The 12,930-nt window shown below is 28.3% G+C and carries 11 protein-coding genes; all 11 read right to left on the reverse strand.

Annotated elements, in window-relative coordinates:
• Positions 1 to 18: 18 nt before the first annotated feature.
• The 11 genes from murD to GFJ41_RS10385 all read right to left on the reverse strand — a co-directional run bounded on the left by murD (position 19) and on the right by GFJ41_RS10385 (position 12,872).
• Positions 19 to 1,377 (reverse strand): UDP-N-acetylmuramoyl-L-alanine--D-glutamate ligase, encoded by a 1,359-nt coding sequence (gene murD / locus GFJ41_RS10335; protein ID WP_170075266.1) that lies wholly within the window; start codon positions 1,375 to 1,377, stop codon positions 19 to 21.
• An 18-nt stretch (positions 1,378 to 1,395) separates the two neighbouring features.
• On the reverse strand, positions 1,396 to 2,361 hold the full coding sequence (gene mraY, locus GFJ41_RS10340) for a phospho-N-acetylmuramoyl-pentapeptide-transferase (protein ID WP_025162704.1): 966 nt from the start codon (positions 2,359 to 2,361) through the stop codon (positions 1,396 to 1,398).
• A 39-nt stretch (positions 2,362 to 2,400) separates the two neighbouring features.
• Positions 2,401 to 3,774: a UDP-N-acetylmuramoyl-tripeptide--D-alanyl-D-alanine ligase gene (locus GFJ41_RS10345; RefSeq protein ID WP_170075267.1), complete on the reverse strand. Its 1,374-nt coding sequence runs from the start codon at positions 3,772 to 3,774 to the stop codon at positions 2,401 to 2,403.
• 248 nt (positions 3,775 to 4,022) lie between these two features.
• The gene (locus GFJ41_RS10350; protein ID WP_085282451.1) at positions 4,023 to 6,002 is read right to left on the reverse strand and encodes a stage V sporulation protein D; all 1,980 of its coding nucleotides are present in this window, start codon (positions 6,000 to 6,002) and stop codon (positions 4,023 to 4,025) included.
• Between the two features lie 11 nt (positions 6,003 to 6,013).
• Positions 6,014 to 6,370 (reverse strand): FtsB/FtsL family cell division protein, encoded by a 357-nt coding sequence (locus GFJ41_RS10355; protein ID WP_035115471.1) that lies wholly within the window; start codon positions 6,368 to 6,370, stop codon positions 6,014 to 6,016.
• 133 nt (positions 6,371 to 6,503) lie between these two features.
• Positions 6,504 to 7,439 carry a 16S rRNA (cytosine(1402)-N(4))-methyltransferase RsmH gene (rsmH, locus tag GFJ41_RS10360; RefSeq protein WP_021430063.1) on the reverse strand — a complete coding sequence of 312 codons (936 nt, stop codon included), beginning with the start codon at positions 7,437 to 7,439 and terminating at the stop codon, positions 6,504 to 6,506.
• 3 nt (positions 7,440 to 7,442) lie between these two features.
• Positions 7,443 to 8,198, reverse strand: coding sequence for a prolipoprotein diacylglyceryl transferase (lgt, locus tag GFJ41_RS10365; RefSeq protein WP_035115474.1), 756 nt, complete (start codon positions 8,196 to 8,198; stop codon positions 7,443 to 7,445).
• Positions 8,199 to 8,208: 10 nt separating this feature from the next.
• On the reverse strand, positions 8,209 to 8,988 hold the full coding sequence (locus GFJ41_RS10370) for a tyrosine-protein phosphatase (RefSeq protein WP_170075268.1): 780 nt from the start codon (positions 8,986 to 8,988) through the stop codon (positions 8,209 to 8,211).
• Positions 8,989 to 9,197: 209 nt separating this feature from the next.
• Positions 9,198 to 10,484 (reverse strand): EF-P 5-aminopentanol modification-associated protein YfmH, encoded by a 1,287-nt coding sequence (gene yfmH / locus GFJ41_RS10375; RefSeq protein ID WP_035115477.1) that lies wholly within the window; start codon positions 10,482 to 10,484, stop codon positions 9,198 to 9,200.
• 9 nt (positions 10,485 to 10,493) lie between these two features.
• Positions 10,494 to 11,756 (reverse strand): EF-P 5-aminopentanol modification-associated protein YfmF, encoded by a 1,263-nt coding sequence (yfmF, locus tag GFJ41_RS10380; protein WP_170075269.1) that lies wholly within the window; start codon positions 11,754 to 11,756, stop codon positions 10,494 to 10,496.
• Between the two features lie 9 nt (positions 11,757 to 11,765).
• Positions 11,766 to 12,872: a CbiX/SirB N-terminal domain-containing protein gene (locus tag GFJ41_RS10385; protein WP_170075270.1), complete on the reverse strand. Its 1,107-nt coding sequence runs from the start codon at positions 12,870 to 12,872 to the stop codon at positions 11,766 to 11,768.
• Positions 12,873 to 12,930: the final 58 nt, after the last annotated feature.

Raw genomic sequence — 12,930 nt, forward strand, 5'->3', positions numbered from 1 at the left:
CCATTCCCGGTTATATATCTATAATTTATATATATTCTCTTTGAAGTCTAATCCTCTTGCCTCGAAGTTTGGATACATATCCCAACTTGCACAAGCTGGTGATAATAAAACTACATCCCCTGATTCAGCTATTTCATAAGCTTTTTTAACTGCAGCTTCCATATCTTCAACTTTTGATATATTATCAATTCCATGTTCTTTTGCCGTTGTTTCTATTTTTTCTGCAGTCTGTCCTAATAGGACTAAAGCCTTAACATTTTTAGTTGCATATTTAATCATTTCAGTAAAATCACTTTGCTTTTCATATCCTCCAGCTATTAAAACTATAGGTTTTTCATATGAAGTTATAGCTTTTATAGTTGAATCTGGGTTTGTTCCTTTAGAGTCATTTACAAACATAATACCATCTTTATTTGTAACAAACTCTAATCTATGCTCTACACCTTTAAATGTTCTTAATGTGTCTATTATAACGTCAGTATCGATATTTAATACGTATGCCATTAAAATAGCCGACATAGCATTTTCTAAATTGTGGTTTCCTGGTAAGCTCAATTCAGATTTATTCATAAGAACTAATTCTTCACCATCTACCTTTATAACTATATTGTTATTTTTATCTAGATATGCACCTTGCTTTACTTCTTCTTTTATTGAGAAGTATAAAACATTTCCATTGCTGCTTTCACCTAAATCTCTAACAATAGAATCATCATAGTTTAATATAGTAAAATCCGCCTTGTCTTGATTCTTAAATATTCTAGCTTTAGCATTTATATAGTTTTCCATAGTATGATGTCTATTTAAATGATCTTCTGTAATATTTATTATAGTACTTACTTTAGGTTTAAAGTCTTCTATACTTTCTAATTGGAAGCTACTTAACTCTGTTACAAGATATGAGTTTTCATTAGTTAAATCAACAGTGTCTATAACTGGATTACCTATATTTCCAACTATATATGTATCTTTATTTGCTTTTTTAAACATCTCTCCTACTAAGCTAGTAGTAGTAGTTTTTCCATTTGTTCCTGTTATTCCTATGAATGTAGGGTTTTTAGATAATTTATATGCTAATTCAACTTCTCCTATTATTTTAATGCCTTCAGATTTTATTTTTTCTATAAAAGGCAAGTCTAAAGGAACTCCAGGAGATACTATAGTTAAATCTATATTTTCTATATTTTCAAGGTGTTTACCTAAAACATATTCTATATTATCTAAATTATCTATTTCTTCTATTATTCCTTCTAATTTTTCCTTAGGTTTTATATCATTTACTATGATATTTGCACCTAATTTATTTAATTTTTTTATAGTTGATACGCCAGTTTTTGCTAGTCCTACAAGTAAGACATTTTTATTTTTTAAATCCATTGCTCTAACCCCCGTAAATTAGAATACTGCTATTATACCTATCCAAGCTAATACTATAGATGTTATCCAGAATACAAATATAACTTTTGTTTCAGGCCATCCACATTGCTCAAAGTGATGATGTATAGGTGCCATTTTGAATATTCTTTTCTTTCTTAGTTTATAAGAACCTACTTGAAGTATAACAGATATAGCTTCTGCGAAATAAATACCTCCAACTATAGGTATTATAAGAACATTATTTGTAAGTACTGCAAATGAAATAACAGCCCCTCCTAATGCCATAGATCCTGTATCACCCATAAATACTCTTGCAGGATATGAGTTGAATCCTAAGAATCCTATACATGCACCTACTGTAGCTGCTGCTAGTATAGCTACATCTGTATATCCATAATTAGCTGCAAGTAACATAAAGAATCCAGATACTATAACAGTTATTCCTGATGCTAATCCATCTAATCCATCTGTTAAGTTTACTGCATTTACAGTTCCAAGTATTACAAATACCATAACAGGTACATATAACGGCCCTAAATTAATCGTAAAGCTTGTAAATGGTATTAATAATTGAGCAGCACTTGGTGAATTAGTATATTGATAATATGCTAAAAGTGTTGCTAAAGCAATTTGTAGTAAAATCTTTTGATATGCTTTTAATCCTAATGATCTTTTAAATTTAATCTTTAAAAAGTCATCTACAAATCCTACAAAACCAAATCCTGTTATACATAAAAGCCCCATTGTCATATCTGAGCTTACTTTTGTTCTTGTAAGAACTGTAACTAGTATTGCTACTATCATCATTATACCACCCATTGTAGGTGTTCCATTTTTTTGTAAATGTGTCTGTGGTCCATCATCTCTTACAGTTTGACCGAACTTAAACTTAGTTAACATAGGTATAAAAATCGGTCCTAGTATAATCACTATTAGAAATGAAATCATCGCTGTATACGTAAGTTGTGTTATTCCTAACATAATATAACTCCTCTCCCTCGCTGGCTATTTCTTAATTATTGTCTACCTGCTTAAATATTGTACTATATTTTCTAATTGCATACCTCTAGACGCCTTAACTAAAACTACGTCATCCTTATTTATTATATCACTTAATTTCTCGATTGCTATTTCTTTATTGTCAAAATGGTACACATTAGAACTATTTAAAGCTAGTTTAATTGCTTCATCACTTATAAACTTTGAGCTTTCTCCTATTGTTATTAAAACATCTACATTTTCCTTTGCATATCCTCCTACAAGTCTATGACCATACTCTGAATGTTCTCCCATCTCAAACATATCTCCAAGTATTGCTACTCTTCTTTTTTCATATCTCCCTAATATATCTAATGCAGCTTTCATAGAATCTGGGCTTGCATTATATGCATCATTAATTATTGTTAAATCATCTTTTTTAATAATATCCAATCTCATCTTACTTGCTTTGAAGTTTTTAAGACCTTCTTTTATATCTTTTAAATCCATTTCTAAGCTTAATCCTACAAGTATAGCTGCCATTGCATTATATATATTGTGTTTTCCAACTGTAGGTATATATATTTCCTCTTTGTTATTATCTATCATACATGTAAATCTTAGTTCTTCTTCTCCTATAGAGTACTCTGTACAATATATATCATTATTGTGGTCAAATCCAAAAGTTTTTAAATCATAATTTAATTTATCTTTACATATTTTTTTTAGATATTCATCGTCTCCATTTACTATTAGAGTGTTAGATTCGTCAAAGTTTGAAGTGATTTCTAGCTTAGCTTTTAATATGCCTTCTTGAGATCCTAAATTTTCTATATGAGATAATCCTATATTTGATATTACTCCTATCTTAGGATTAACCATATTTGCTAAATACTCTATTTCGTTAAAATGAGACATTCCCATTTCTATTATTGCACAATCATGACTAGAGTTTAAATTGAACAGTGTAAGAGGAACCCCTATATGATTATTGAAATTCCCTTCATTTTTTAGAGTATTAAATTTTGTTGATATAGCTGCATATATCATGTCTTTTGTTGTAGTTTTTCCGACACTACCTGTAACTCCAATATATGGTATTTCAAATTTGCATTTATAAAAATTCGCTATATCTCCAAGAGCCTTCGTTGTATCTTCTACTTCTATTAAATTTATATCCGAACTTTCAAATTTTATGCTATTACTTATGTTTTTTATAAAAGTTTTACATCCATTTTCATATGCTGACTGCATAAATTTATGTCCGTCTAGGCTTTCACCTATTATAGCTATAAATACATCCGTAGATTTTGCTTTTCTACTATCTATAACTATATTTTGTATTTCATCTGATTCATTACCTTTTACCAACGTACCTTTAGTTGCTATAACTAGTTCTTTTATAGATAAAGATTCCATACTAAACCTCCTTAATTAAAGTAAATCTCCTTAAATATTATAAATCTTTTTATATTCATCATCTATACTTATAATATTTTAATATATAATTTTATAGAATACTAATTATTTTACACTTTTGTAAACCTTTAGAAATCCTAATAAAGAGCAATGTATATAAATTATATACATTGCTCTTTAAATTATTAACTCATTAATTATATACTATATATTAATATTTTTGAAGATGTTTATTCCTATATTGTCTTTTAATTATCTGTGTAAATTACTATTCCAGAATCCTGTGGTACTTCTGATCCTGCAGGAGGGAAAATTTCTTTAACCTTTGCACTTCCATCAACCTCTGTGTCTGTATCTTGTATCGGTTTTAATTTGTTTTCTTCTAATACCTTTAAAGCATCTTCTATACTTAAGTCAACAATATTTGGTACCTTTACCTTAGGTTTTTCATATTCTTGCTTTTCTTCATCAGTATATTTAGGTTCAACCCCTAAATATTTTAGCGAATCATTCATGATTTCTTTTACTATAGGTCCTGCTGTTGTACTACCAAATGCACTAACACCAGTTGGTTCATCTACTATAGCTAATACTACTATTTGTGGATCATCACAAGGAGCTATCCCCACAAAAGAACATATATATTTACCTTGTGCATACTTACCATCTATAACCTTTTGTGCTGTTCCTGTTTTACCACCTATTTTAAATCCAGGTATATATGCAGCTTTACCAGATCCTTCACTTACAACAGATTCAGCTATTTCTAACATTTTTTTAGATGTATCTTCTGATATTACTTGTCTAACTACCTTTGGTTTTATATTTTCTGTTACGTTTCCTTGATTATCAACTTTTGATTTAACTACTCTAGGTTCCATAAGTTTTCCATCATTTGCTATTGCACCTATTGCACTTATTAATTGCATAGGAGTAACGGATATCGATTGCCCAAATGATATAGTTGCTAACTCTACAGGTCCTACATTTTTTTCATTATATAAAATACCTTTAGCTTCTCCAGGTAAATCTATATTAGTTTTATCCATGAATCCAAATCCTTCTATATAATCATACATTTTAGACACCCCTAATCTTTGCCCTAACTCAACAAAAACTGGGTTACAAGAATTTTGAACTGCCTGTTTAAATTCTTGAGCGCCATGCGGTCTATAATGTCTCCAACATTTCAATTTTCTTCCACCTACAGTAACACTACCTGTACATACAAATTTTTCTCCATCTTTTATAACACCCTCTTCTACAGATGCGGATGATGTTATAAGTTTGAAAGTAGATCCTGGTTCATACGTATCACTAACTGCAGGGTTTCTCCACATTGAGAAATATCCTTTTATTTTGTCTTTATCACTATATTTTTCAAGCTCTTCTTCGTAGTATGGATATATAGGCGTTCTTGAATCATTTGGATCATAGTCAGGTTTTGATGCCATAGATAAAATATCACCGGTTTTTGGATCTAAAGCTATTGCCGTAACTCTTTTAGCATTATTTATTTCATAAGCTTTTTGAACTGCTTTTTCAGTATAGTGTTGAATTACTTCATCTATACTAAGAACTAATCCATTTCCTTGCACTGGCTCATAATATTTTTCCATACCATGAGGAATTTCTCTTCCTGATGCATCAGTACTAACAATAAGTCTTCCTGGTTTTCCTTTCAAGTGTTTATCATATTGCATTTCTATCCCAGCAATTCCTGTTGCATCGTCTGATGTATGTCCGATTACGTATGGAGCAAAATTTCCATATGGATAATATCTTTGATTATCCTCAGCTACCCATATCCCTGGTAATTTAGAGTCTCTTATTTTCTCTGCTGTTTTATCATCTATCCATCTTTTTACTTTTACCAAAGCCATGTTTTTCTTTTTTAACAATTTTAAAACATCATCATAGTCTTCACCTATCATTTCAGATATTACCTTAGCTGATTTTTCTTTGTCTTTAACTTCAACCGGTTTAGCCCAAACTGTATACTTAGTAACACTTACAGCAAGCTCTTTCATATTTCTATCATATATAGTACCTCTTTTAGGTTCTATTGGTATATCTCTTGTTTGCTGATCTAAAGCTTTTTCTGTAAGCCAATCCCCTTTAATTATTTGTAAGTATCCAGTCCTAAATATAAGCATCGTAAAAACAAAGCATGCTAGTATTAAAACAATTACTAACCTTTTTTTACTCAATCTCTTTATTTTACTCAAGCAAATCCCCCCTAATTAGGTACTTCTATGTACTTCATCTGACTTTCTTTAGGATAGTCCATCCCTAATTTCTCATTAGCTTTCTTTTCTATATCTCTACTTCTAGTTAATAGATCTACATCTACTTGTAAATTTTCTTTTTCTATAGTTTTATTATGTAACTCAGACTCTAAATCCCCGATTTTATATTTTAATTTTGCAACTTCACTATATCCATACATACACGCAAAAATTATACAACAAACACTTGCTACAACTCCTAACTTTATAACCCACTTTGTAATTTTTTTTACCATTCTTCTTTTATAGATATTCTTTTTATTTGCTCTATATTCATTTATATCTTTTATTTTATTTTTTCTTTTCATACATATCCCCTTACTTTTTTATAAATAAATAGATATATATTATATTTAACTTTCTATATACTCCTTCCTTTTTAGTCTTAATACAAAATTAAAACAATAAAAAACAAAAAAGTCTAAGCTTTCGCTTAGACTTCTATATTCTTTCAGCAACCCTTAATTTTGCACTTCTAGATCTTGGGTTTTCTTCGATTTCTTTGTCTGTTGGTAATATTGGTTTTCTAGTTATAACTTTTACTAAAGCCTCTTTATCACACTGACATATAGGAATATGTGGTGGACATATACAATCTGTTGCTAAATCTCTAAATGCATTTTTTACAATTCTATCCTCTAAAGAGTGGAAAGTTATTATACATATTCTTCCGCCCTCATTCATAATAGAAGCTGCATCATCTATCATCTCAGTTATAACACCTAATTCATTGTTTACTTCTATTCTTATAGCTTGGAAAGTTCTTTTGGCTGGATGTGGCCCATCTATTCTAGCTTTCTTAGGTATAGCTTTTTTTATAATTTCAACTAGTTCACCTGTAGTTTCTATGTTCTTTTCTTTACGTCCTTCTACTATGAACTTAGCTATACGTTTAGCCCAATTATCTTCTCCATAATCTTTTATTATTTTTGATAATTCCGCTTCACTATATGTGTTTACAACATCATAAGCTGAAAAACTGCATCTTATATCCATTCTCATATCTAAAGGTGCATCTTGCATATATGAAAATCCTCTATCAGCCTCATCTAATTGGTGTGATGAAACACCTAAATCCGCTAGAACCCCATCCACTTTATATACACCTATTTTTTCTAATTCATTTTTTAAATTTTGAAAATTACTGTGCACAAATTTTACTCTATCGCTATATTCACTCAGCCTTTCTTTTGCTGTATTTATAGCGTTTATATCTTGGTCAAATCCTATAAAAAGTCCATCCTTAGAAAGTCTTTTTACTATTTCTTTGGAGTGGCCTGCACCACCCATTGTACAATCAACATATACTCCATCTGGTTTTATGTTTAAATTATCAATACACTCATCTAAAAGTACCGATACGTGATGAAATTCCATATTTTATCGCTCCTTAGTATCATCTATTTCTTTTTTATTTTTCTTTGATAAATATAGGTGGACTATTATTCCCCCTATTACGCCTGCTAAGCTTATAACTTGAGCCATTCTAAGAGGTCCTATCATAAGGCTATCAGTTCTAAGCCCTTCGATAAAAAATCTTCCTAAAGAATATAGTATAGCATATAAAACTATAATTTGACCCTCATAAGATTTCTTTTTTCTAAATATACATAGGAATATAAATATACCAAAATCCCATATAGATTCATATAGAAAAGTTGGATGTACTTTTACTCCATCTACCATTATTCCCCATGGTAAATTAGTTGGGCCTCCATGAGCTTCTTTATTTATAAAATTGCCCCATCTTCCTATAGCTTGAGCTAAAGGCATTCCAAGTATAACAGTATCTGCTAATTTTAGAAAATCAATCTTCTTATATCTAGAAAATACATATCCTGCTAATATTCCACCTATTAAAGCTCCATGTATTGCCATTCCACCACCTCTAAAATTGAATATTTGAGATGGGTTATTAGAATAATATTCCCAATTAAATATTACGTAATACAATCTGGCACTTATTAGTCCTACCGGAATTGCAATAATTGCTAAATCTAATATATCATCTTCTTTGATTCCAACTCTTTTAGCCTCTTTCAATGCTATTAATGTACCTAAAATCATACCTGTTGCCATAAGTATTCCATACCACATTACATCTATTCCAAATATAGTAAATGCAATTCTATCCATAAACTAATCCCTACCTTTTAAATAGTCTTTTAAATAAATTTTTCTTTTCTATGTATTTTGTTGGTTCTAAAATGCATATATCTTTATTTTCTAAAATACATTTTTGATTTTCTTCAAATATATTTTTTGCATTTTCTTCTCCATATTGCTTACTTATGTAATCATATACTTCTTTAATTAGTGGTCTTCTCTTTGTACTACTATGTGCATCTGTCGCTATAAAGTGAACCATATTATTTTCTAGTAAAATTTTACTAGTCTTCTCTGCCTCTTTCCCATTTTTCCCTATTACACTAGCTCCATTCAATTGAATTAAAGCTCCCTCATTTATACAATCATATATAATATTTGGACTTTCTTGTACTTTAGGATATCTTTCTACATGCGCTAGTATAGGTATGTATTTTTTTAACTTTAATTCATACACTATATCTGCTAAATTATTAGGAAAATTATTAGGCGAAAACTCAACTAATATATATTTACTGTTATTTAAGCTATGAAACTCTAATTTTTCAAAATCACATAATAAATCATCTGTAAAATAAAGCTCATTTCCTAAAAGAACTTCTATATCTATATTTTCATCTTTTAATTTCTTGTTAAAGCTTTTTAATATTGCTTTTAACTCTTCTCCACTTTTATATTTAAAATCTGGATGATAGTGGGATGTATTAATTATCTTTTTAATGCCTTCATTTTGTGCTATTTTTGCCATTTCTATAGATTCTTCTAAGCTTTTTGACCCATCATCTACTTGTGGCAATATATGACAATGTATATCTATCATTTAGCTCTCCCTCCTTTTATAAACTAAATAATACCATATTACCTATAAACCATCAATTTTCTTTAACTATTTCACTTTAAAACAAAGCTTTTTTTGAGCTTAAAACATATAAACCTGATATAACTAATTTTCATAGATTGTCCATAATTCTTTCATAGGTGTGCTTTGCTTAAGCGTAAAAAAAGTGCTATAATTAGCACTTTTTAAATTTACTTAGGTTCTACTATTGAGATTACGCAATACTCTTCTTTTAAATGATTTTTTAATCTTTCTTCTACTTCTTTAAACTCTACTTCCTTAATAACATCTAAATAATCTAATAAGTTTATATCTTTAAACTTATATGCTATAAAATTATTAGCTATAAAGTTTACTGAATCAAAGTATTTTATAAACTGACCCATTTTTTTCTTTTTTATTCTATTGAAATCTTCTTCACATAGTCCTTCTTTTTGATACTTAGTTATATACTTTAATATAACATCTTTTACTTTCATAGGACTTTCAGATTCTCCTCCTACTAAAGTAAATGCATAATCAACTTGAGATGTAAATCCACATCCAAAATTATCATTTATCAGTCCACTCATATATAATTCATCAAATACTTCGCTACCTCTTTTAAAAATCATATCTAACAGAATTTCTGTAACAACTTCTTTACGAAGCAGTTCTCTCCCCTTAATTCCTACGTTATCATCTTTAAATCCTATGTTAAACATAGGCATTGATATAGGGAAATTTGCAACTATTTCTTTTTTATTTATTTCTTTAGATTCTTCAGGATAAAATTTTTTTATACTATGATCTAGTTTTTCTATATTACTGTGATTACTTTTTTTGATACTTTCCATAACTTTGTCAACTTCGACATCCCCTACTACAAATAAAGCCATATTTCCCGGGTTATAAAATGTATTATAACATTTATAAAGTTCATCTTTTGTAATTTTGTATATACTTTCCACAGTTCCTGCTATATCAACATTTACAGGATAATCTTTGTACATTGCTCTTAAGCAATTGAAATATACATTCCAGTCAGGGTCATCATTATACATTTTTATTTCCTGCTCAATTATCCCTTTTTCTTTCTCTACATTCTCATCTGTAAAATATGGAGTTTGTACATAATCTATAAGGTGCTCTAAGCTTTCATAAAAGTTGTCTGTACAAGAAAATAAATATGCAGTCATAGTGAAATTAGTATATGCATTTGCACTAGCTCCTAACTTAGAAAATTTATCAAATGCATTTCCACCATCTGGTTGCTCGAACATTTTATGTTCTAAAAAGTGTGCTATACCTTCATTTACTCTAAATTTTTCATTTTCATTTATAGGAATGAATTCTAACTCATTAGATCCATAATTAGTAGCTAACACTGCAAATTTTTTCATAAACCCTTTTTTAGGCATAAAATATACATCAAGTCCATTGTCTAATTTTTCATAATAAAGTTCTTCTTTTAATATATCGTTAACTATCTTTTCCATATACTCCTCCTAATTTCTTAAGAAATAAATAGTATCTAATTGTAATTTTTTAAACACACTAATAATTTCTTCTTTATTAACTTTTTCTACATAATTAATAATATCTTCTATACTTAAATTTGTTTTACTTATATCTTGAGAAAATTTAAAATCAGATAATCCACCTATACTATCTTTTAAAGATCTCATAGAACTTGTAAGTGATATTTTACTATTTTCAAGTTCTTCGTCACTTATATCTCCATTTATAATACTTTCTATTTGTTGTCTAACTAAATCTGTTGTTTTTTCATAATTTTGAGTTTCTATACCTGAAGATATGAATAGTATTCCTTTATATTTTTCTATAGATGAATATATATAGTAACATAAGCTTTCTTTTTCTCTTATATTTATAAACATTTTAGATTGTGGTCCTCCACCTAAAATATTGCATCCTACAACTAGAGGGTAATAATTTTTTGCATCTGCAAAATCTGTATTCGTTCTATATCCCATAACTAATTTACCCTGTGCTATGTCCATTTTATCAACTATATTTTTAACAGATTTAACATTCTTTTCATATTTTTCTCTAGGTATTTCTATGACTTTTTCTCTTTCAAATTTAAATTTATTTTTTATAATATCTATAACTTTTTCTTCATCAAATTCACCTTCTATAACAATATCTATAGGAGATGTTTTTAAAATATCTTTATAGTGATTGTATAGATCTTTACCATTTATTTTATCAATTTCTTCTATATATCCATATTCACTTATACTAAACTTTTCATCTTTGCACATTTCTTCAAAACATCTTTCTAGCGCATATCTTCCTTTATCATTTATCTTAGCTTTTATTCTTTCAGCTAAATTTTGTTTTTCTAATTTAAGATATTCCTCTTTAAAACCACCATTCTCTGTTAGTGGATTATTTATTATTTCATTTAAAAATTCTATCGCATCTGTAAATATAGGTTCTTCTAGATATTGTTCATTAGTTGTTACTAATTTTATATTTAAAATCTGTCTTTCACCTCGCTTACTTACATCAGCTAAAATAGACGCACCATACAAATCTTCCAATTTATTAGATATATCTTTTAATGTTTTATATTTGTTACTTGCATTAGTTATCATATTTGGAATTAACGCATTTTTTGTAGTTTCGTTTTTGTCTAAAATTCTTTGTATGTATACGCTAACTAAATTTGTTTTAAATTTTTTAGACTGTATTAAAGTTAAATTTATATTCTCATCTAAATTTATTTTTTTTATATTCTCCATATAATCCTCCTATTTTTCTATTAACAATATTTGAGCATACATTTCATCAATAAGTATCTTTACTTTATCTTTTGGTTCTATATAATGAAATCTAACTTCAGAAGTATCTAATTCTTTTAAAATACTTTCAACTAAGTTTTTATTGTACATGTTATCAATTGTACATGTAGGAATAACTACATGCAATACATCAATTCCATATTCTAGAAGTTGCTCTCCTGATTTTATTATATCGTCTTTATTATTTTCTAAAAGTGGTAATTTTATTTGAATTTTTGTATTTTTCTCTTTTTCTATGTAATATTTTATTTTTTCTCTAAAAATAATATCTTGTTCTAAATTATTTTCATCTTCTAATCCTATTAAAAGAACACCTGAGTCTACATCTTCATTTTTTATATTTCCCAAAATCTCATTGGTATATGACTTTGCTAAATTGTTGGATTTATAAAAAACATCAGTAAGTTTAATATTCACTCCATATTTATTAAGATTCATACTATCTAACCTTTTGTTAAATATATCAAAGTCTTTCCCCTCTGTTATAAACATCGGACATATTATTATATTTTTATATCCTAGTTCTACAACCTCTTGTACCATATTTTCAAAATATGGTTTAGTGTACATATATGCATCAGCAACTTTGTATTTAGATCCTAGTTTAGATCTTAGCCCAGATGAAATTTTATGTGCAGTGTCTTTAAATTCACTAGTGCCTAGATTTTCATAGTACCCTTTATACTTATGCAAGTTATATATACTAGATATGTATGCCTCGTATCCCTTATCAAAGTAAATTTCATTTGCACGTTCTCTAATATTATATTTTTTAGATTCTCCATGATATACAAGCATTACTAAAGTTTCATCTTGAATATCTCCATGTTCTATAGATTTAACTTTTATATCATCCTTTATAAAAACTACAATTGATAAATTTATTATTAAAAACGAAACTATAAAACCTGCAAATAATTTTTTATAATCTTTTTCATAATATATAAAATATGTATATACAGACACTGTCGCAGCTATAATAAATATATTCTCCATATACCCATCAAATATAATGCTCAATCCAAATAAAATACCTAAACAAATTGGCATAACCATTGAATCAACTCCATTAAAAGTATAGTTTGCATGACTAATATATATGATGTATAATTAG

Source organism: Paraclostridium dentum (assembly GCF_012922555.1).
In the GTDB taxonomy this organism is placed as follows: domain Bacteria; phylum Bacillota; class Clostridia; order Peptostreptococcales; family Peptostreptococcaceae; genus Paraclostridium; species Paraclostridium dentum.